1 pseudogene is annotated in these 25,822 nt (G+C 52.2%); it reads right to left on the bottom strand.

The annotated features are described in order from the left end of the window. Window positions 1-211: 211 nt before the first annotated feature. Window positions 212-25,504, bottom strand: a pseudogene (locus VM802_RS11200) (non-ribosomal peptide synthase/polyketide synthase). Between the last annotated feature and the right edge of the window lie 318 nt (window positions 25,505-25,822).

The raw sequence follows: 25,822 nt of genomic DNA, 5'->3' as shown, positions 1-25,822 counted from the left end.
CAGAATAGCTCTGATCTCTTCTTTCAATACCTTAATCTCCGCCAGCAAGCTGGCGCTCACTTCGCCGCCTTTCGGGACTTTAAACTTGATTTTCTCATTTTCCAGGAAGAAAACGATGCCTTCACTCCTGGCCTGTTTAATCACTTCAAGGGCTTTTTCAAGGTTTGTGTCTATCATAAGTTTTGGAGCTTAATAGTGGGATGATTCGGGCTTATAGTTCAAATACTTCATATTCCTTACCGGAGGTAGCTTCATCATTACCGGCGACGGTTATGATATAAGCAGCCAGCTGCGCGATATTCTTATGTTCGAACAGTTTGCTTACGGGAATATCTACTCCGAGTTGTTTGCGGATAGCAGCCATCATCCGGATGGCTTTCAGGGAGTGACCGCCCAGTTCAAAGAAGTCGTCGTATATGCCTGCCTGCCGTACTTCCAGCAGCTGCTGCCAAAGGTCTGCCAGCAGTTGCTCTGTTGCATTGCGTGGGGCAACATACTCCCGTGAGGATGCTTGCGCCACATGCATTTGCGCCAGTGCTTTCCGGTCGATTTTTCCGCTGGATGTTACCGGGAATTTTTCCAGTGTGATGAATAAGGATGGTACCATATATTCCGGTAACTGCGCTTTCAGGTAAGCGGTAACAGCCTCCTGGCTGTAATCAGCGGATGGTATTACCCAGGCCGCCAGTTGCCGGGTGCCGTCAGCGTCAGCAGGAGCCAGTACAGCTGCCTGTTCTCTGAGACTGCTCTGTTGCAATGCATATTCTACTTCGCCCAGTTCTATACGGTATCCGCGTACTTTTACCTGATCATCTATACGGCCGAAGTACTCGATACTTCCATCCGGCAGCCACCGGCCAAGATCGCCGGTGCGGTATAACCTACCGCCCCAGTTGTTGCTGAACGGATTGATGACAAATTTCTCTGCCGTGAGGTCTGGACGGTTCAGGTAACCACGGGCTACGCCGGCGCCACCAACGCAGATTTCCCCGGTTACGCCCAGCGGGCAAAGGGCGCCGTGAGCATCAAGGATGTATACCTGTACATTCGATATCGGTTCGCCAATCACCACCACATTATTTTTCCGTATAGGCTGATCCGTTAAACTCACGCACACCGTGTTCTCTGTAGGACCGTAAGCGTTAATCACGCGGATGTCCTGTGCACGTATATGCCTGGCCACTTCCCTGCCCAGCGGCTCGCCGGCAGAGATCAGCGTTTTCAATGGCCCCAGCTGATCTTTTACTATATGCTGGTAAGAAGGCGGCAATGTGGCTACAGCAACATCATGTTTCACCAGCAGCGCGGTGAAGCTATCTGCTGATAGCAGCTCTTCTTTCTGTGGCAGTACCAGTGTGCCTCCGCTCAGGAGGGTCACAAATATTTCAGAGCAGGAAGCGTCGAAGCCGAACGAAGCAAACTGCAGTGTTTTCATACCCGCACTGAGATTGAATCCCTGCGCCTGAGCAAACGCCAGGTTTACCACGCCTTTGTGCTCTACCATTACGCCTTTAGGTTTGCCGGTAGACCCGGAAGTATAGATCACATAGGCCAGATGACCGGGAGCGGGCGCAGTGGCCGGCGCTGTTTTCGCAAACCGTTTGATACTGCGCCAGTCGTCATCCAATGTAATAATATGCAGACCGGGCGTTACGGGCAGACTGGCCAGACAGCTGCTGCTGGTAATGGCCAGCGATGCCTTTGTATCAGTCAGCATATAGCTGATACGATCCTGCGGATAATCAGGATCTACCGGCACATAAGCGCCACCGGCTTTCAGGATGCCGAGTATAGCCACCACCATATCGAATGAGCGTTCGATGCATACCGGCACCAGCATTTCCGGCGTCACGCCCTGTTTCAGCAGGTAGCGCGCCAGCTGGTTGGCTCTTTCATCAAGCTCTTTGTAGGTAAGCGCTTCATCCCTGTATACAAGGGCGGATGCACCCGGCCTTTGCTGCACTTGTTCAGAGAACAGCTCTGTGAGCGATTTATGCAGCGGCCAGTTTTGCGCATTATCATTAAAAGTGAACAGCAATTGTTTTTCTTCAGCAGCCCGGAGCAACTGTAATGCGCTTACCCGTTTGTCGGGCGCCGCCACAGCGGCACGCAGCAGTTGTTCATAGTGCTGTATCATGCGTTGGATCGTATCGGTACTGAACAGGTCACTGCAATACTCTACATGTCCGTTTATCTCTCCTCCCTCTTCTTCCACCACAAACGTGAGATCAAAGGCAGCAGTGAATAACCCGCCTGTTTCATGCTGCAGCTGTACATCTCCGAGTTGCAATGCCGGGGATGCAGGTGTATTCTGCATTACAAACATTACCTGGAACAACGGGCTTCTGCTCATGTCGCGGTTTTTCACCACCGCTTCCACTATTTTTTCGAAAGGCATGTCCTGGTGCTCATATGCACCCAGCGTAGTTTGCTTCACCTGCTGCAACAGTGCGCTGAAAGAAGGATCACCGGAAACATGTGTGCGCAACGCCAATGTATTGATGAAGAAACCGATCAATGATTCTGTTTCCTGCTGTGTTCTGCCGGCAACAGGTGTTCCCACGCAGATGTCTTCCTGCCGGCTATAACGGTGCAGCAATATGTTATAGGCTGTCAGTAACGTCATGAACAAGGTTGTTCCCTGTTGCTGCGACAATGCCTGTACTTGTGCCGTCAGCATTTTATCCAGCCTGAAGCCCGCAGTAGCACCATGAATGCTCTGTACGGCAGGACGCGGAAGATCTGTAGGAAGATCCAGCGTAACAACACCCGTTAGTTTCTCTTTCCAGTAGGCAAGCTTTTCATCCAGCACCTCACCGGAGAGATAGTTGCGTTGCCAGATGGCATAATCTGCATATTGAACCGGCAACGCAGGCAGGGGGGCTTCATTGCCTGCCAGGTAAGCATCATAGAGTGCCAGTAGTTCCGTTACCATGATACCTGAAGACCAGCCGTCAGATGCGATATGATGTAACACCACCACCAGGATATGTTCCTCATCATGCAATGTGATAAGGTGCACCCGTAGCATATGATCTGTTTTGAGATCAAACGGTGTAGCTACCAGCTGCCGGATGAGCGCTTCCAGTGCGGCATCACCGGCAGGTGATTCATCCACCGTCTGCAACTGCCACTGGTTTTTCTCCAGGACCACCTGGTGAGGCTGACCATCTGTTTCACGAAACACGGTGCGCAGTGCTTCATGACGGTTTACGATTGTCTGCATAGCGTGTTGGAGCGCAGCCTTATCTGGGTTGCCTTTCAAACGCAGCACGGTAGGAATGTGATACTGAAGTGTACCTTCCAGCTGATCGATGAACCACAAACGTTCCTGGCTATACGAAAGCGGGATGTATTCCGGTCTTGTTGCAGGTATAATCGCCGGGAGGGTTGATACGGGCTCTTTACGGGCCAGCAGCAATGCTGACAGGGCCGCTACTGTAGGATAATCGAAGATATCACCGATGGAGATCTCCACTTCGAGTTGTTTCCTGATGGCCGATATAACACGGATCGCCAGCAATGAATGACCACCGAGTGCGAAGAAGTCGTCGTACTGACCTACTTCATCCACTTCCAGCAGTCGTGCCCAGATGGCCGCTATTATTTTTTCTGTTTCTGAAACCGGCGCTGTATATGCGGCAGTAGTTACGCCAACTTCCGGGTCCGGCAGGGCACGACGGTCGATTTTTCCGTTTGCCATCAGCGGGAATTGCGCCATCGGCACCAGTGCAGCCGGCACCATATAATCGGGCAGTGAAGCCGTGAGATAATTGAGTATAGCTTCTTTATCAAAATCGCCCTCAGGTATTACGTATCCAATTAAACGGTTATTACCATGATGATCTTTACCGGCGGTCACTACCGCCTGATGCACACCTTCGCAGGCGCTCAGCACACGGCTGATCTCACCTGGTTCTACGCGATAACCGCGGATCTTCACCTGGTCGTCCACACGGCCCATGAACACAATATTTCCGTCAGGCAGATATTTCACCAGGTCACCGGTGCGATAGAGTAACCGGCCATCCCTTGCGAACGGGTCCTGTATAAATTTACCGGTGGTCAGCATTTCGTTATTGAGATACCCTTTTGCCACGCCATCACCGCCTATATACAATTCGCCGGGAACACCCGCGGGATTGAGTTGCCCGTCTGCGCTGACAACATAGACGCGCGTATTGGAAAATGGTCTTCCTATCGGGATAACGTGATCGTATATCCGCTGCGGATCAACCACATGCAGCAGCTTTCCTATCGTCGTTTCTGTCGGACCGTAGTGGTTCACTACCGTGCAATCACGGCCGGAAGCGGTGATTTCCTTCACCAGAGAGGCGTTCAGCGCTTCTCCGCCAAAGATGAGTAGCTTCCGTGGCAACAGCAGGCGCCCGGGTTCAGACAATGCCCTCCAGTGAGACGGTACGATCTTGATACAATCCACTGCATTGTTCTCAAAATATTCCAGCATGCTGTCAGCATCATTGATAGCTGCTTTGGGGAAGAGATGCAGCACGGCTCCGGAAACCAATGCGGTGAACAGCACGGTATTACCGAGGTCAGTAGCGATGCTGGACAGCAGTCCGAACGATGTACAGGTATCTGCCGGTGTGTTGTCCTGCAGCCCGGCGAGGTAGTCCGACAAATTCCGGTGGGTGATCATCACCCCTTTGGGGGTACCGGTACTACCGGATGTATAGATCACATACAGCAGGTGATCCGGCTGTGGCAGCGATGCCGGCGCGGTATCCGGATAGGCATCCAGTGTGTTGCCAGACAACAGGATGACTTCTGCCGGCGTAGCCGAAGGTAATACTGCTGCTGACCGTTCACTGCTTACCACCAGCGTGGCGGCCGTATCTTCCAGCATATATTTTATTCTTTCAGCCGGGAAGTCAGGCTCAATGGGCACATATGCAGCTCCCGCCCTGGCGATGCCCAGTATAGCTACGATCATGTCCGGAGAACGCTCTATGCATACGGGCACCAGTGTATCTGGCCCTGCGCCTTTGCTGCGGAGGCAATTCGCCAGGCGGTTGGCACGTTGGTCAAGCTCACTGTAGGTAAGTATCGTACCTTCAAACGCCAGTGCCGGCGCATCCGGTGTAGCAATAGCCTGCGCTGCGAACAGCTGTACGAAAGTACTAGCAGGCGTATAGTCGGCAGCGTTAGTATGTGCTGTCTGCCTTAACAGTTCTTCTTCTTTTGTCAGTAGTGCTATATCGCCGATGGCAGCAACGTCATCACTCAGTATCTGTAACAACACCTGTTCAAAATGCCTGCCTGCCGTCTCTATATAATTATCTGCGATCAGATCACTGTTATATGTAAATAAAAGTGTGGTTTTTGTTTCAATACCGATGATGATGGTGATTGGATAGTTGGTATGCGGATGTATCTGGATATTCTTCACTTCCAGCGACCAGTTGTGCCCATCAATCACGGCGCTTACCGGGTAGTTCTGGAACGTAATGGAAGTATCAAACAGTTCTCCTTCCACGCTGGTCCATTGCTGAATGTCGCTCAGGCTGGCGTAATGATAAGCCTGTCCGTTCATCTGGCTGGCTTGCAATGCCTGCAACCAGGCAGCTACCGGTGTTGCAGGATCGAGATGCGTGTACAGCGGTAATGTGTTGATGTACAGCCCTACTCCCGTTTCTACACCCGGCAGATCTTCCGGCCGGCCGGAAACCGTAACACCGTAAACAATGTCCCGGTGATTACTGTAGCGGTATAACAGGTACGCCCATACGCCTTCCATCAGTGTACTTGGGGTAATATGGCGCCGCTGTGCATAAGCGGTGAGCATTGCAGTTGTTGCAGCATCCAGTTCGTGCAGCCATTCCCGGTAGTTACCAGCACCATGTGTGCGGGCAGCAGATGCATCCGCAAACGGCAGTAAGGTACCTTCGCTCAACGGCGATAACTGCTTGCGCCAGTATTGTTCCTCCTGCTCTCTGTCGCGGCGCTCCAGAAAGCGGATATATGTCTCATAATGATCAGTGGCCGTTTCCGGTACCTGCTCCTCTTGCAGCAGGCGTTCATACACATTCAGCAGTTCTTCCAGCAATACCGGCATAGACCATCCATCCAGCAGGATGTGATGGAAGGTCAGGAACAGACGGTACGTTTCATCTGTTAGCTGCACCAGTGTTATACGCATCAGGGGAGCAGCCGTAAAATCGAATTGCTGTATATTGTCTGCTGCCGCCAGCGTTGCCACTGCTTCCTCCTGCTCTGCAGCGTTGAGATGGCGATAGTCGCGCACGATAAGCGGTACTGCTACTTCTTTGTATACGCACTGCACCGGGATAGCAAAAACATCATGGAAGAAGGCTGTGCGCAGGATGGTATGCTTCCCGATCACATGCGCCCAACTTTCACGGAAAACCGGAGTATTTACTTTGCCCAACTCGCAGCTGAATTGTTCTATGTACGTGCCGCCAGCTTCGTCAATAAGATGATGGAACAACATGCCTTCCTGCAGCCCGCTCAGGCGGTAGATGCTTTCTATTTGCGTTCTGCGCGGGATATGATTGTCTGTAACATCCAGGAAATGGTCCAGTTCATCATTAGAGATGATGCCGCCCAGCCCGTAATCTGATGGTGTAAACACCGGTGCATCCAGTGTTACGCAGTGCGCGATCAATGCCTGTAGCTTCAGGAGATAAGCGGCACTGAGCGTAGCAATACTTTCTTCACTGAAGTGTTTGTCGCTGTATTTCCAGTTGATCCGTAATTCACCGCCCTGTACAATACTGTCCAGCGCCAGTTTTCCGGCAGCGGTAAATTCATCGGTTCCGCCGTCGTATACCTCCGGTGCAATCTGCAACAAGCCGTCTTCTTTCACAGCGTTGTCCGACTGTCCGAGATAATTGAAGGAAACATCCCAGGGATCATTGCCTTGCAACGCTGGTGATTGACCAATGTATTTCAATACACCATAGCCGATGCCGTTGTCGGGGATGCTACGCAGTTGTTCTTTCACTGCCTTCAGCGTACCTGCAATTGCCCTGCCTGCGGGTACGTCCAACAGTACCGGGTAGATGGAAGTGAACCATCCGATGGTGTGACTGGTATCTATGCCCGCCGCAATGTCTTCACGCCCGTGGCCTTCCAGGCCGATGGAAACCTGCGATGCGCCGTTCCATTCAGACAGCGTAAGCGCAAGGGCGGCCAGGAGTATATCATTGATACCGGTGTGGTAAGTGCGGGGCACTTCCTGCAACAGCTGCTGTGTCAGGGTTGCGTTGAGCACCATACTATATTCGCGTATATCCCTCGCCGTTATACCTCCGGGTAATGATTTTTCAGTGCGTAACGGCGCATATGCCGATACAATATGTTTCCAGTAAGACTCCTGTGAGACAAGCACACGACGCTGACTATAATCTGCCAGCGCATTATACCACTGGCGGTAGGAGCTGCCTTTAGGGGCAGGTTTCCAGGCGCCTTCCAGAAACAGTTCCAGGTCTTCCAGGAAAATCCTCCAGGATACGCCGTCCACGGCGAGGTGGTGGATCACGACCAGCAAGCGGTTGGCAGATTCATATGCCGGTGTGAGGAAGAGCACAGCACGTACCAGGATGCCCTTTTCTATATCGAGGCCCTGATCATAGGCGCTGCTGTAGGCGGCGATCCGTTCCGTCAGGGAGTGGTTATCCGGTTGCCGCATATCAGCTACATCCAATGCAAAGGGAGTATTGCCGTAGTGCTGTTCCCATTGCACTCCGTTGCGGGTATATACAAAGCGCAGGGCATCGTGGTATTGCAGGAGCGTATCAAAGGCCTCAGACAACTGTGGCGCATATACGTTTTTATCAATAGTGAGCAATACGCTCTGGTTAAAGGTGAGTGCAGTATTGACTGCGGTATCAAAGTACCACTGCTGCACGGGTAGCAGGCCGCTGTTACCGGAGAGCAGGCCCTGCTCTCCGGTCGTCACCTGGCTGGTACGGGATTCCAGCAGTGCACTCAATGCTGCCACTGTCTGATGCTGGAAGAGGTCGCGCGGCTGCAGATCGTATCCGGCGCGTTTTGCACGGCTTACTACCTGTATTGTGATGATAGAGTCGCCACCCAGTTCGAAGAAATTATCGTGTATACCTACCCGTGATACTTTCAGCAGGTCCTCCCAGATGCCCGCCAGCGCCTGTTCTGCGGCGCTGCGCGGCGCGGCGTATTCCCTGGTGAGCAGGCTTCCGGCATCAGGATCAGGTAAGGCCCGCTTATCGATCTTGCCATTGGGTGTTAAAGGTAACTTGTCCATAGGTACCAGCAATGCCGGTATCATATAATCCGGCAGCGTGTGTTTCAGCCATGCCTGAATACCTTCGCGGCTGAAATTACCGGCGGGTACGATATAGGCTACCAGCCGTTTATGTTGCTGATCGGTTTTGGCGATAACCACCGTTTCCTGTACCAGGCCGGACTGCAGCAGCACATTTTCGATTTCGCCCAGCTCAATGCGGAAGCCGCGGATCTTCACCTGATCATCGATACGGCCCAGGTATTCTACTGTGCCATCAGGCAGCCAGCGACCAAGATCGCCGGTCTTATAGACCCGTTCACCTGTAATGAAAGGATGAGCAATAAACCTTTCTGCCGTAAGTTCCGGGCGGTTCAGATAGCCGAGCGACAAGCCCGCACCACCCAGGTATACTTCACCCGGTACGCCTACAGGTACCAGGCGGTGCTGCATATCGAGCACATAAGCGGTACGGTTGTCCAGCGGCCTGCCTATGGGGATTACGCCACTATCAGCAATGGGATGAGTAAGTGAGAAAGTAGTATTTTCCGTAGGCCCCTAACCGTTAATGACAGCAATATGCGGATAAGTTCTTCTGATCTTCCCTACATGCTCTTCGGATAACTTCTCTCCTCCCGCCAGTATCGTATGCAGACCTTCAAATGTTGTGATGTCTGTATCGATCAGCTGATTAAACCAGCCTGCTGTAAACCACATCATCGTTACCCGGTGATGGTTTATCTCCGCCTTCAGCAGGCTGCTGTCAAGCAGCTTTTTATCGTCGCAGAGAACGAGCTTCCCGCCATTGAGCAACATACCCCAGTATTCAAATGTAGTGGCATCAAAGGACGGCGAGCCGGTGGAAAGCAATACTTCCTCTCTGCCGAACGACACATAAGTTACATTCTTCACGAGGCTGACCACGTTGCGTTGCGTTACCAGCACACCTTTTGGCCTGCCGGTGGAACCAGAGGTGTAGATCACATAAGCGGGGCTGTCGGCCTTCACGTTGTTTGCAGGTAATGTGTTACCATCAACCGGCGTAATATTATCCGGACGTACCCATACCAATTCTGGCAGCAATGCCGTAAAGTGATCATACCACTCATGGTCTGTGATGGCGATCCGGCCTGCAGTGTCGTCCAGCATAAATGCAATGCGTTCCTGCGGATAATCCGGATCAACAGGCACGTATGCGGCGCCAGCTTTCAGTATGGCCAGTATGCTGACAATGAGGTCTGCGCTGCGTTTCATACAGAGGGGTACCAGCACGCCGGGTTCCAGTCCTTTGCGGATAAGATAATATGCCAGCGCATCAGAACGTTCATCCAGTTCGCGATAGGTCAGTGTAACAGACTCGTATACCACAGCAAAGGCATCAGGCGTTGCCGTCACCTGTGTGCGGAATACATCTGCTATCGTTGCCTGTTCAGGATACGGGCGACTGGTGTTATTAAAGGTTTCCAGCAGCAGGCGTTGTTCGCTGTCCGTCAACAGTTCTATATCCGATAATATCACGTCTTCCCTTTCCACAAACTGTTGTAATACTTTCCTGAAATGCGCTGTTATGGCTGATGCATAAGCAGGCGTTATAATATGCGCGTTATAATTGAAGTTGATATTGATTTGTGTACCTGCGCCGATGATCAATGTCAGCGGGTAGTTGCTGTGCTCTTCGATAACCACTTCTTCTATCTGTAATTTCCAGGCTTGCTTTCTCACTGCTTCGCTCACGGGGAAGTTTTCGAATACCAGCAGGCTCTCAAAGAGATCACCCCGGATGCCCGTCAACCGCTGTATGTCTGTGAGCGGCGTGTACTGGTATTCCCTGCTTTGCAGCTGGGCTTCCTGCAATTGCTGTAACCACGACTGCACAGACTGTTGCGGTGTGATCAGCGTTTGCAGGGGGATGGTATTAATGTACATGCCCACCCGTTGTTCCATCTCCTGCAGATCGTCAGGGCGGCCGGAAACAGTGGTGCCATAGATTACATGGTCACGGCCGGTGTAGCGGTATAACAGGTACGCCCATACGCCCTGCATCAGTGTGTTGAGCGTGATACGCGCCTGCTGTGCATACTGTGTCAGTACGGTAGTCTCAGCCGCATCCAGGAACAGCAGCTCAGAGCGGTATTCACCAACGCCTTTACTTCTGCCTGCCACTGCGCGGGCAAAAGGTAGCTGCAACGGTTCATCTATACCGCGCAGGTAATTGCGCCAGTAAATCTCATCCTGTTCCTTGTCGCGCGCACCGAGATAACGGATGTAGTCTTCGTAGCGGTCTTCCTTCACTTCCGGCAGCGTTGCGCCGGTATCCAACGTTCCGTATATGTGTAACAGCTCCTCCATCAGCAACGGCAGCGACCAGCCGTCTATCAGGATATGATGGAAGGACCACAACATATGGTATTTGCCGCCGTTGAGTTTTGTCAGCGTGAGGCGCATCAGCGGCGGTGTAGCAAAGTCGAAGCCGCGGGCATTATCGGCGGTCTTCAGTGCTGCTATAGCGGCCCGTTGGTCTTCCTCATTATAATGACTGTAATCCTGTATAATAACGGGCATGTCTACACGACGATACACATATTGTACCGGCGCATTGAAGCCATCAGTGTGGAAACCGCTTCTCAGGATACTGTGACGTTCGAGCAGTCTTGCCCAGCTCTCCGTAAACAGGGTTGTATTGAGCGGGGTGATGGTGCAGCTGAACTGTTCAAGATACGCAGCAGCCTGGTCATCATAAAGACTATGAAACAGCATCCCTTCCTGAAGGCCACTGAGGCGGTACAGGCTTTCCACCTGACCGCGGCGGGGCGCACCATTAAACGGTGCATCCAGGAAGGCATCCAGGGCTTCATGTGTCATGATAGCTCCCAGATCGTAATCGGCAGGTGTGAACACCGGCTCGGCGCCCGCACAATGATCTATCAGTGCATGAAGATGACGGATATAGGAAGCAGCTATTTCTTCTACGGCTGCTGCATCAAAATGTTGCTGGCTGTAATCCCATTGCAATACCAGTTCACCGTCTTTCACCATACTATTCACGGCCAGCTTTTCCCTGACAGGATGCTGGCTGCCGGTATCCGTGCCGGAAGGTTCTGCAGCCAGGCTCAGATAACTGTTGCCGCCAACCGTGTTGTCTGCCTGCCCCAGGTAGTTGAACACCACTTCCCAGGGATCATACTGCTGAAATGCCTCCGTCTTATTGATATATTTCAGCACGCCGTAACCCAGTCCTTTGTCGGGTATGGCGCGCAATTGTTCCTTAACAGACTTTATCGTGTAGCCGGGATCGTTATCACCGCCGGCATCCAGCAACACCGGGTACATGCTGGTAAACCAGCCTATGGTACGACTGGTATCGATAGCCGGAGCAATGTCTTCACGACCATGACCTTCCAATCCGATAAGTACACCGGATACCCCGTTCCATTCGCTCAGCGTCAGGGCCAGTGCTGCCACCAGCAGGTCATTGATCTCGGTGTGGTAGGCGCGGGCGGTTTCCTGTAGTAGTCGCTGTGTCTGGCGGTTATCCAGGCGTACATCGTAACTACGTATATCCGATCTTGTGAGAAGTCCATTATATTCATTCATAGTCCTCAGCGGCCATTCACTTTCCACTACCCGCTTCCAGTAAGGTTCCTGGCTGGTCAGTTTACGCTGACGGCTATACGTTTCCAGTGCCCGGTACCACTCACGGTATGAACTGGTTTTGCTCCCTGTAAGCCCGGCTCCGGGATTGGTGAGCAGGAGCTCCAGATCTTCCAGCAGTATGCGCCAGGATACACCATCCACGGCAAGGTGATGAATGGTGATCAGCAGGCGGTTATGTGTTGCCGCTGCGGGTGTAAGGAACAGCACGGCACGGAAAAGGATTCCTCTGCTGATGTCCACGCTTTGATGGAACTGCTGCGATTGCGTTTCCAACAATCCGGCAAGGTCTCCGGCTGCAGCCTGCAGTAGGTCTACCACCTCCACATCGCCCTCATATATACCATACTCCTGTGTCCATCCGGCGTCTGTACGGGTATACCGGAAACGCAAGGCATCATGCCACGCGGTTATCTGCCTGATGGCAGCTGTCAAAGTATCTACAGTTACGCTCTTCGGGATATTCAGTAATGCATGTTGGTTGTAGTATGCATGTGCATCTCCCGCCGCTTCAAAGTACCATTGCTGGATAGGTAACAATCCGCTTTCGCCGGTAAGGACGCCCTGTTCAGTGCTGACGGTATGCGCTCTTTCGGCCTGCAAGAGCACGGCCAGTTTCGCCACGGTCTGGTGCGTGAACAGATCGCGGGGCTGCAACGCAAGACCGGCACGTTTCGCACGGCTTACTACCTGTATGGTGATGATGGAATCACCACCCAGTTCAAAGAAACTATCATGTACGCCTACACGCTCTACACGCAGCAGGTCTTTCCATATATCGGCGATTGCCTGTTCTGTATTATTGCGCGGCGCAACATATTCGTTGGTGAGCAACGTCGCTGCATCCGGCTCTGGCAGCGATTTTTTATCAACCTTGCCGTTAGAAGTAAGTGGCATTTTTTCCAGTTCCACCAGCAAAGCAGGCACCATATAGTCCGGCAGCCTTGCTTTCATCCAGGTCAGGATACCTTCTTTATCGAAAGCTCCCTGCGGCACCACGTAGCCCACCAGCCGCTTCTTATCGGCTCCGTCTGACTTAGCCAGTACTACAGCCTGGTTCACAAGTTCGCATTGCTGTAATACACTTTCGATCTCACCCAGCTCAATGCGGAAACCGCGGATCTTCACCTGGTCGTCTATACGGCCCAGATATTCCAGCGTGCCATCAGGCAGCCAGCGGCCAAGATCTCCTGTGCGGTACAATCGCTCGCCGGGTTGCTTACTGAAAGGATGTGCAATGAATTTAGCGGCCGTAAGCTCAGGGCGGTTGAGATAACCGCGCGCCAGCCCTGCGCCCCCCACATACATCTCTCCCGCTACGCCCAACGGCGACAACTGCCCGTAAGCATCCAGTATATAAAGGCTCAGTGTAGGAATAGCCTTGCCTATCACACTGGTGCTACTCAGCTGTTCCAGGAAAAGTTCCTTATAAGTAACATGCACCGTCGTTTCTGTAATGCCGTACATATTGATCAATCTGCATAGACGGTATTGCTGCATCCAGGGCTTTACTTTCGCCGGGTTGAGCGCCTCACCACCGAAGATCACATAACGCACCGGCACATTATCTGCATTTGCTACCAGGTAATCCTGTAACACGTAGAAGGCTGACGGCGTCTGGTTCAGGATGGTTACGCCCTTCGCTCTTATCAGTTCACCGAAGGCCATGGCATCCTGCGCAATGTGCTTCGGTACTACCACTACCTTTCCACCATAGAACAATGCGCCGTACATCTCCCATACGGAAAAGTCGAAGCAGAAGGAATGGAACATCGTCCATACATCTGCTTCATTAAAATCATACAATGGAATATCGGTCTCAAATAATCTCACCACATTCCTATGCGCTATCATTACGCCTTTAGGTCTGCCTGTTGAACCGGAAGTATAGATCACATAAGCCAGTTGCTCCGGTTTCACAGTAATGGCAGGCATGCCAGCCGGATATTGGTTGATAATGTCCCTGTCGCCATCCAGCCGGATGATCTCTATAGCAGAGGCTTCCTGTAAACGATACATGCAGGCATTACTACTCACAACAACAGTGGCGCCGGTATCCTCCAGCATATAGCTGATGCGGTCTGCCGGATAATCAGGGTCCATCGGAACATAGACGCCGCCGGCCTTCAGAATACCCATGATGCCCACAATCATATCCAGTGATCGCTCGATGCAGATGGGTACAAATGTTTCGGCCTGTACACCTTTACTGATCAGGTGATGCGCAAGCTGTGAGGAGCGCTGATCCAGCTCCCCGTAGGTAAGCGCGCTGTCTTCAAATATTACAGCCACAGCATCAGGCGCGTGTTTCACCTGCCTGGTAAAGAGATCAATGATATTTTTATCAAGGGGATAACCGGTAAGGCGGTCATTAAAATCTACCAGCAGCTTTTGCTCTTCCACTGCATTCAGTACAGGCAGTCTGCCGATCTGTGTGGCAGGCGCGTGTACCACGGCACGCAGCAATTGTTCATAGTGAGCCGTCATACGATGGATCGTAGCGGCATCAAAAAGGTCTACGCAATATTCTATATCTCCCGCAATGCCATCAGACGTTTGCTGGAGAATAAAGGTGAGATCGAATTTTGTAGTGTTATGTTCTGCCGGCTCAGGCTGCACTGCGAGGTTGCCCAGGCGTACATCTCCCACATCCGGCATATCCTGTAACGCAAACACTACCTGGAACAGCGGGCTGCGACTCATGTTGCGGTCTTTCGCCACCGCCTCCACCACTTTCTCAAAAGGTACATCTTTGTTATCGTAAGCGCCGATCAGCGTTTGCCTGATCTGCTGCAATAACCTGGTGAACGGCATATCACCATCCAATCCGCTGCGCAATGCCAGCGTATTGACGAAGAAGCCTATCAGCGGCTCTGTTTCGGGATGCGTTCTGCCTGCGATAGGCGTGCCCACACAAATGTCCTCCTGCGCACTGTAGCGATACAACAATACTTTAAACCCTGCCAGTAAAGTCATAAACAAGGTAGTATCCTGCTCCAGGGACAATGCCTGCAAACGCTCTATCAATGAGGCATCCAGGCGGAATCGCGCAGTAGCGCCGCGGATGCTCTGGATGGCAGGACGCGGATAATCTGTGGGCAGGTTCAGCGGTGTCACTCCGTTGAGCTGCTGCTTCCAGTAAGCTAATTGTCCTTCGAGCATATCCGCCGTGAGATACCTGCGCTGCCAGATGGCATAATCTGCATATTGTACAGGTAATGCTGCCAGCCGTGGTTTGCGGCCGGAAACGTAAGCAGAATATAGTTCTTCCAGTTCACGCACTATAATGCCTACCGACCATCCGTCTGATGCAATATGATGCATCACAACCACCAGCAGGTATTCATTATCCTGTTGCGGCAACAGGTACGCGCGCAGCATATGGTCTGTGGTCAGGTCAAAAGGCGTGGCGATCAACGTTTCGATCTGCTCCTGCAATACCGCGCCTACCACCATTTCTTCACTTACCCTGAACTGCCAGGTATCCGGTTCGAGTATATGTTGATACGCAATATTGTCTGCTTCCGCGATAACCGTGCGCAGCGCTTCATGTCTGTTGATAATGGTCTGGAAAGCGTCGGACAATGCACTGATATTGAGATCGCCCTTTAGCCTGAAGACAGCCGGGAGATGATAATGCACGCTGCCTTCCAGCTGATCAATAAACCAGAGACGTTCCTGTCCGAATGACAACGGCGCAGGCGTAGTGCGTGGCCCGGCTTCCAACGCTGGTAGCGACAAGCGCTCCATAGCCGTGTCTCCATCAATGTATGCAGCCAGCGAAGCAACGGTGGCATGCGTGAACAGCGCTTTTACAGACAGGTCTATTTGTTTGCTGCGGCTCAAAGCGGCAATCATCCGCATCGACAGCAGTGAATGCCCTCCCAGTTCAAAGAAATTATCGTATATGCCTACCTGTTGTATACCCAGCAAATCCTGCCAGATGTCTGCCAGCACTCGTTCTGTTTCATTACGCGGCGCTACATACTCACGGGTGGCCAACAAACCGGTTTCCGGGTCTGGCAGCGCCTTGCGGTCGATCTTACCGTTGGCGGTGAGCGGGATGCTGTCCAACGCTATCAGCGCGGAAGGGAGCATATATTCAGGCAACCTGTCTTTCAGTTGCTCTTGTATAACCGCTTTATCAAAGACACCTTCCGGCACGACATAGCCTATCAGCCATTTATTGTCTTTATCATCGGCCTTCACCATCACCACCGCCTGGCTTACTTCTTTGCATTGCTGCAGCGCATGTTCTATCTCGCCCAGTTCAATACGGTAGCCGCGGATCTTCACCTGTTCATCTATGCGGCCCAGGTATTCCAGCGTACCGTCAGGCAGCCAGCGGCCCAGGTCACCCGTGCGGTACAGGCGGCCGCCCGCAGGGAAAGGATTGGGAATGAATTTCTCCGCCGTGAGATCAGGGCGATTGAGATAACCGCGCGACACACCTACCCCTGATACGCAGATCTCTCCGGGAATGCCCACAGGACATAGTTGCAGCCCGCGGTCCAGTACATACAGTTGCAGGTTTTGTATAGGCCTACCCAACGGAACATTGACCCGTTCAGGCGTGTCATACATAATATGATGACAAATATCATCCGAGGCCTCCGTAGGGCCGTAAGCGTTAACCACCGGAATAGTGGGATACTTACTGAACCACTGCGACAGTAAATGCTGACTCACCGCCTCACCAGTTACCAGCAGGTATTTCAGCGATGCCAGTGTTACCCCCGTTTCTTCCTGCAATACTGATCCGAGATAGGAAGGTACCAGTTCCAGGATAGTTACATGGTTATGCTCCACATCTGCCATCAGCGCTGCAGGACTGAAGATCAGCTGTTCATTGTAAACAATCGTAGTACCGCCACAGAGTAGGGCGGCGAACATCTGCCATACGGAGATGTCAAATGTATAGGAAGCGGTAAAAGCAATGATGGAACTGCTGTTGATCTGCAGGTCGTTGATCTTTGCATAAAGGTGATTGAGCATACCTGCATGCTCCACCATCACCCCTTTGGGCTTACCGGTGGAACCAGAGGTATAGATCACATAGGCCAGGTCTACCGGCAGCGGTGCGGGTTGCGGCGATGTCACCGGCTGGCTGCTGATCTGCTCATTGTCTGTATCCAGCGCAATAACCGGAATGGAAGTAACCGATGCGATCCTATGTTGTACAGGGCCGCTACTAACAGCCACGATTGCACGACAATCCTCCAGCAGGTAGCGGATACGTTCTTCCGGGTACTCCGGATCAATGGGCACATAGGCTCCTCCGGCTTTGAGAATACCTAGGATGGCCACGACCATATCTGCAGACCGCTCTATGCAAAGTGGCACCAACGTATCCGTTAATACCCCCTGTTGTTGCAACAGGTGAGCCAGCTGGTTGGTACGTTCCTCCAGTTGCCGGTAGGTAAGCGTCATAGCTTCAAACATGACTGCAACGGCATCCGGCGTCTGTCTGGTCCGCTCCTGTAACAGGTCCACGAGCGTTTTACTTTTCGGATAGGCGACTGCGTTGTCATTAAAACCAAAGAGCAGTTGCTGTTTCTCTTCCGGCAGCAATATGTCATAAACGCCGATCTCTTTTGCAGGAGCGGCTGTCAATGCATACAACAATTGTTTGAAATGAGATACCATGCGGATGATGGCAGGCTCTTCAAACAGGTCGGTACAATATTCTATTGTACCGGTAAGGCCCGTCGGCGTTTCATGTATAAATAAGGTGAGATCAAACTTAGCGGTATGGTGATCCGCAGTAGAAGCCTGTAGTTGCAACCCTTCCAGCTTCAGCTCCGGTATATCCGGCGTATTCTGCAGTACAAACATCACCTGGAACAGTGGCGTGCGGCTCATATCACGTTCTTTCACCACTGCCTCCACTACCCTTTCAAAAGGCAACTCCTGGTGCTCGTATGCTTCCAGCATAGTCTGCTTCAGTTGCTGCAACAGTGTAGTGAATGCGGGATTGCCTCCAAGGTTACTGCGCAATGCCAGCGTGTTTACAAAGAACCCGATCAGCGCTTCTGTTTCCTGGGTGTTACGGCCCGCTACCGGCGTGCCCACGCAAATATCTTCAATAGCAGTATAACGGAACAATAACACTTTGAAGGCGGCAAGCAGCGTCATGAAAAGGGTTACATCCTGCTGCCGCGAAAAGCTGTACAACTGTGCAGACAGCACATCATCCAACCGGAAGTATGCATTAGCTCCACGGGTACTTTGCACGGCCGGACGCGCGTGATCTGAAGGGAGATCCAGCGGCGTAACACCCCCCAGTTTGTTTTTCCAGTAATCAAGCTCCTGTTCCTGCACACTACCGGTCAGGTATACACGCTGCCAGATGGCATAATCCGCATACTGAACTTCGGGTACCGGAAGTGCTGCCGGCCGGCCTTCCATAGCTGCGGCGTACAATTCCTCCAGCTCACGGATCATCACCCCTACAGACCATCCGTCTGAAGCGATATGATGCATGACCACCACCAGCTCGAACGACTTACTTTCCAACGGGAAGAGGTATGCCCGCAACATATGACCCGCTGTGAGGTCAAACGGTGCCGCAATGAGCGCATGTCTATGCTGTTCTCTTGCAATGGCGTCTTTTTTGAATACTTCATCATCAATGATCACCAGCTCCCACTGATCCACCGGAAGCACCTGCTGCCAGGCCGTTCCTGCCTCTTCCACCACCACCGTACGCAGCGCCTCATGACGGTTAACCAGTGTTCTGAAGGCGCCTGATAATGCAGGAACATGGAGATCCCCGCTGATCCTGAATATAGCAGGCAGGTGATATTGCACGCTGCCATCCAGCTGATCAATAAACCAAAGACGCTCCTGACCGGATGAAAGCGGAATATGCTCCGGACGCTCTACCACCGTGACCGGCGGCAATACTGCCCTGCCGCCGGTGCGTTCTTTTGAAATAAAGGCTGCCAGCGCCTGTAACGTAGGATGCAGGAACAACGAACGCATAGACAGCTCCGTTTCCCATTTCCTGCGAACAGCAGACATCAGGCGCATAGCCAGCAACGAGTGACCACCTAGTGTAAAAAAATTATCGTATATACTTACCTGTTGTACACCCAGCAGCTCCTGCCAGATGTCCGCCAGGATCTGTTCTGTTTCATTACGCGGCGCCACATACTCGCGGGTAGACAGTAAGCCCATATCCGGATCTGGCAGCGCCTTGCGGTCGATCTTCCCGTTGGCTGTGAGCGGAATGCTTTCCAGCACGATCAGCGCCGGGGGAATCATGTATTCAGGCAGCCTGTCTTTCAGCTGCTCCTGTATGGCCCCTTTATCAAAGGCGCCTTCTTCCGGCACAATGTAGCCCACCAGCCACTTATTGCCCTTATCATCTGCTTTCACAATCACCACCGCCTGGCTCACTTCCTGGCATTGCTGCAGCGCATGTTCAATCTCGCCCAGTTCAATACGGTAACCGCGGATCTTCACCTGCTCGTCTATACGGCCCAGGTATTCCAGCGTGCCATCCGGCAGCCAGCGGCCCAGGTCTCCCGTGCGGTACAGGCGACCGCCGGCAGGGAAAGGATTGGGAACAAATTTTTCTGCCGTGAGATCAGGGCGATTGAGATAACCGCGCGACACACCTATCCCTGACACACAAATCTCACCAGGCACACCTACCGGACACAATTGCAACCCGCGATCCAGTACATACAGCTGTAAATTCTGGACCGGTTTGCCCAATGGTACATTGATCTGCTCCGGCGTATGATGCATGATGTGATGACAGATATCATCCGAAGCCTCCGTAGGGCCGTAAGCGTTAACCACCGGAATAGCCGGATACCTACTGAACCATTGCGACAACAAATACTGGCTCACAGCCTCACCAGTTACAAGCAGGTAAGTCAGCGATGATAGTGTTGCAACTGTTTCTTCCTGCAATACCGACGCGAGATAAGATGGCACCAGCTCCAGGATGGTAACCCGGTTGTGTTCCACATCTGCCATGAGTTTTGCGGGACTGAAGATCAGTTCTTCATCATAGACAATGGTAGTACCACCACAGAGTAAGGCGGCGAACATCTGCCATACGGAGATGTCAAATGTATAGGAAGCGGTAAAAGCAATGATGGAACTGCTCTTGATCTGCAGGTCATTGATTTTTGCGTAGAGATGATTGAGCATACCGGCATGCTCCACCATCACCCCTTTGGGCTTACCGGTGGAACCGGAGGTATAAATCACGTAGGCCAGATTATTTGGAACTGGCATATGGTCCGGCGAAGCTGGCGAGAAGGTTTCCAGCGTCTCCCGGTCTTCATCAAGAGATATGATAAAGGCGGTAGTATTTATTTTATGACGACAACTACTGGCTGTTACCACCACCCGAGCAGCCACATCTTCAAGCATGTAGGAGATCCTGTCTTCCGGATAAGCAGGGTCCACAGGCACATAAGCCGCGCCGGCCTTGAGTATACCGATGACAGCCACGATCATATCTGCAGAGCGGTCGATGCACAGCGGTATAATAGTATCTTTCTTTACTCCCTTGCTGAGGAGGTAGTGAGCAAGCTGGTTCGTGCGCTCATTCATCTTACGGTAACTCAACACCGTGTCTGCATACCTGATAGCAACGGCATCCGGCGCCAGGTTAGCGCGTATATTGAAAAGCTCTACTAACGTACTGTTGGCCGGGTAAGCGACTGCTGTATCATTAAAGGTCAATAGCAGCTGTTCTTCCTCTTCCGGCTGCAACATAGGCAGGGCGGCAATCCTGGAAGATGGCGATGTTACGATGGAATGCAGCAGCTGTTCATAGTGCCTTGTCATTCTTTCGATCGTATCATGCCGGAACAGGTCTGTGCAATATTCTACATAACCATTCAATCCGCTCTCATCTTCCCGCAAACAGAAACTCAGATCAAAAAGCGTAGTGATATGTTCCGCCTGCACCCTCGACACCTGAAGGTCCCCGAGTTGCAGGTCCGGCAGTTCGGGCGTATTGAACAGCTCAAACATTACCTGGAACAATGGCGTGCGGCTCATATCCCGCTCCGGCGCCGCCACTTCCACTACTTTTTCGAAAGGCACTTCCTGGTGATCGTATGCCTCCAGGGTAGTCTGTTTCACTTGTTGCAGGAATGACTGGAACGAAGGATTATCTGACAGGTTACTGCGCAACACCAGTGTATTGATGAAGAGACCAATCAGTGTATCTGCATCCTCTCTGGTTCTGCCGGCAATGGAAGTTCCTACGCTGATATCATCCTGGCTGCTCCAGCGGTATAACAACACCTTGAAAGCGGCTACCATAGTCATGAAGAGCGTAACGCCCTGCTGACCAGAGAAAGTCTGTAGCTGACCACACAACGATTTGCCGATCCGGAAATAATGCTTGGCGCCACGGGTACTCTGAAACGCGGGACGTACAAAATCCAGCGGAAGGTTCAGCTGCTCCACGCCATACAGTCTGTCTTTCCACCAGGCCAGTTCCTTCGTCAGTAAATCCCCCGACAAATATTCACGTTGCCATGCGGCGTAACCGGAGTATTGCATGGGCAATGGCGCCAGCTTTGGCGCACGCCCGGAGATATGCGCATTGTAAAACGCCATCAGCTCGTGGAAGAGGATGTTCACTGACCATCCGTCAACCGCGATGTGGTGCACGGACAATACCATCACATGTTCTTCATTCGTTAACCTGATCAGGTAAACACGCAACATATGCTCCGCAGAAAGATCGAACGGTGTATGCACCAGCTCTGTAATACGCTGTAGCAGAGCATTTTCATTACCCCTGAACGAATCGCCGTCTACTTCAGAGAGCTGCCACTTATCTTTAGCCAGCAACCGGGCTACAGCGCGGCCGTCTGTTTCTTCTATAATGGTCCTGGTAATATCATGACGGTTCACGATACCGCGGAAGGCATAGGCCAGCGCATCCTTATCCAGTTTACCTTTCAGCCGGAATACGATACGCTCGTTGTATTGCACGCTACCTTCCAGCCGGTCTATCACCCACAGGCGCTCCTGGCTGAATGAAAGTGTCAACGGTAAAACCACACGCTCTTCTTGTCCATTCAGCGCCACTGTTGGCAAGGGCTCCGGTACCACAGGCGCGGGCACCTCCGTTGGCGCTGCCGCCACAATGTTGCCGCTTCTGTAGTGTTGTGAAAGCCACTGAAACTGTTGCGCGAGGATATTGAACTGCTGCTGCATAATCAGGAAGGGGTCCTGACCAGCAGGTATGCCCGGCAATGGCGCCACCGGGGTTTCAGCCACCGGGGTTTGTGCAGCAACTTGCTTGGTATGCCTGGTATTCGCAGTGATGTACTCCGCTACAAGATCAAGGGTGATCAGTTTATCAAACAACTGCTTGATAGCCAGTTTAAGACCATACTCCTTTTCAATAGTCCGGAGCATATTACTCAGGATCAGCGAGTCGGCGCCCAGCAGCAACAGGTCTGCGTGCGGGTCTATTTCTGCCGGTGGTATCTTCAATGCTTTACCCAGTGCACTACTGAGGAAAGCGAGTATATCTGCATGCGTATAGCGTGTAGCCGTTACATTCACACCCGCTGGTGTGGTCACAGGTGCTGTTACTACAGGCACACTGGTTTGTTGTGGTTGTGGCTGTGTCCGGGCTATACGTGGCGGTTGTTCATGTTCGTCTATCCAGTACCGTTGGCGCTGGAAAGGATAGCCCGGCAATGCTGTCCGGTTATAGCGATGATATTGCCAGAACTGTTCCCATTTCACCGGGAAGCCTTTTACATGCAAGGTCAGCACACTGTGTAGGATAGTACTCCACGGAGATTGCTCACGGCGCATGGCAGGCAGCAGGTTATCTTCTGTATAAGCCGCCGTGAGTTGAACCATCGACAACAGATTGGGCTGCGGGCCCAGCTCCATCAATACCTGGCCACCCAATTCTTTAATCGTCCGCAAGCTCTTTGAGAACTGTACCGGCAACAGGATATGATCACACCAATAGTCAGCATTCGCAATTTCATGGGTGATGACCTCACCGGTAACGTTGGAGATAAGATCTATTACGGGTGTTTTATATTGAATGGAGATAGCCGTTTCCCTGAATGCAGGCAACATTGGCTCCATCAGTGGTGAATGCGATGCGTGTGATATAAGCAGCTCACGGCCGCCAATACCCTGCTGCTCCAGCAGCTGCAATGCCGTACCTACTACTTCTTTTTTACCAGAGATGACTGTCAGCTCCGGGCCATTGATAGCGGCCACCGAGAGGTCATTCCCATAAGTGCTGATCAGCGTCGACACAATATCCGGCGCTGCAAACACGGTAGCCATCGCGCCCGGCTCCTTCACCGCCTGCATGAGGCGCGCTCTTTCCGTTACCAGTATAAGTCCGTCATCCAGGCTGAAAACGCCCGCTACGTAAGCCGCTGCATATTCGCCCATACTATGGCCAGCTACAATGGATGGCGTAATACCCCAGGCGCGCCACATTTCAGCGACAGCACAAGAAATAGCGTAAATAGCCGGCTGGAAATAAGTCATCTGCTGCAATACCTGGTTGCTTTCATCCTTATCCATTTCATACAACAGATAAGTCAGCCGGAAGCCCCACCTGGATTCCAGGTAGTGGCTGCAATGATCGATCACATTCCGGAATACCTCATTGTGTTCATACAGCTCCTTCCCCATGCCCCAGTATTGAGAGCCGCCACCTGTGAAGAGCCATACAATCTTACCTGGATTGGCAGCCGCAGTGCCTTGCACCACCGGACTATCGTCTTCTCCATTAACATAAGCACGCAGGTATTGCGCCGCTTCTGTAGCACTGCTAACGCTCAGGCCTATACGATGTTGAAAATGATCACGGATGGTGGATGCACTGAAAGCAATCGCGGGAAGACTGGCAGTAGCTGCTTCCAGCAACGGGATATATTGTGCAGCCTGTGCTTTCAGCGCCAGCGGCGTCTTGGCAGACAACAGCAACGGATACGCCGGCATTGACGGTGGCGTCGCTGTACTGGTTGCTGCCGGCGCTTCTTCTACAATCACATGCACATTGGTGCCACTGATCCCGAACGAGCTGACGCCTGCACGTCGCCACGCCTGTGACGCCGGCGCAGGCCAGGGTATTAATTTATCTACCACCCGCACCTGTATATCCTTCCAGGGAATAAAGCGGTTGGGCGTTTTGAAATGCAGACTGGCAGGGATCTGTTTATGTTGAAGTGATAGAATGGTTTTGATAAGGCCGGCGATCCCTGCAGCTGCTTCAAGGTGTCCGATGTTGCTTTTCACAGCGCCTACCAGTAATGGTTGCTCTCTTTGTGCAGTGCCGTATATGGTGTGCAGCGCCTGTACTTCCACAGGATCGCCAAGCGGTGTCCCCGTACCGTGTGTTTCTACATATTGTACCGCACCCGCGTCTACGCCTGCATACTGCAACGCCTTGCTGATAAGTTGTTGCTGCGCCACGCCATTGGGCGCTGTAAGCCCGTTGCTCAGGCCATCATGGTTCACTGCCGAGCCGTTGATAACGGCGAGGATCTGGTCACCCGCAGCCAGCGCATCATCCAGGCGTTTGAGTACAATCACGCCGGCGCCTTCTCCCCTCACATATCCATCGGCCGCATCATCAAATGTTTTGCAGGAGCCGGTAGCTGATAACGCCTTTATCCTGCACAGCTTCACCGAAGCATCCGGCGACAGCAGCAGGTTTACACCACCAGCCAGCGCCAGTGAGCATTCACCATGTAACAAGCTTAAACAGGCCTGGTGCACGCTCAGCAATGAAGAAGAACAGGCCGTATCCATCTGCAGCACCGGCCCATGGAAATCGAGCAGGTACGCAATTCTTCCCGCAGCGATACTTCTCTCAATGCCTAAACTTGTAAAAGCATCTTCAAAATAGGTATTGTCATTGTTCCTGTTAATGATATGATGATAGTCGTCTGAACCAAGTCCGATGAAAACACCGCTGTTACTGCCTCTCAGCCCTGATGGCTTTAAGCCTGCATGCTCCAGCGCTTCCCAGCAAACTTCCAGCAGCAGCCGCTGCTGCGGGTCCATACCGGTAGCTTCTTTCGGAGAAATGCCGAAAAACATCGGGTCAAATGTATCATGATGCTCGATGAATCCGCCGTGACGGGTATACATTTTACCTGCGGTAAATTCGTCTGCATCATACCAGGCATCAATATTCCAGCGGTTTCCCGGCACTTCGGTAACAGCGTTACCGCCACCGGCAAGAAAATCCCAGAAGGCTTCAGGGGTATTTACATTCCCCGGGAAACGGCAACCGATACCAATCACAGCGATGCGGTTGTCTGTAGCGACAAATGAATCCCTGACGGTACCTGCATGACCTGGCCCCGCACCTCCCAGATATCCCGACAATGCGGCAATAGTCGGGTAGTTAAAGATCACCGTTTTATCTACAGGCAGCTGCAGCCAGTCTTCCAGCGCAGCAGCCAATATCACGGCCTGCATGGAGATCATGCCGTATTCTGCAAATGTTCTTTCCTCATCAAGATCACGGGTGGTTAAGGAGAACCGCTGTAACAGCCATTGCTGCAACCACCGGCGGATATCTGCTTCATTCTTTCCTGCAGCCGGCTGTGGCTCAGCAGAAGGAATCACTTTATCAACGGCAACAGCAGCCTGCGCCAGCTCCTGTATCAGTTCAGTATACCCTCCGTTGATGTAGGTATCGGTAAATAAATATCTTTTTACTTTGCCGCTGGTCGTCTTAGGAATCTTTCTTACCGGCAGCACATGTTTTACTTCCAGTCCAAGCTGGCTCCTGATAAAGCGCTTCACCTCATTGGCCAGCGGCAGGAATTTCTCTGCGGAAGATTTATGCCAGATGAACACAGCTACCGACTCAGACCCGGTTTCCGGCTCAGGCACGCCGCAGGCAACTACTTTACCGGTTTCAATACCCTCCAGCTCTTCCAC

The sequence above is a fragment of the Chitinophaga sp. genome (assembly GCF_035538455.1).
Lineage (GTDB): Bacteria > Bacteroidota > Bacteroidia > Chitinophagales > Chitinophagaceae > Chitinophaga.
This window is presented reverse-complemented; position numbering and strand designations above follow the sequence as displayed.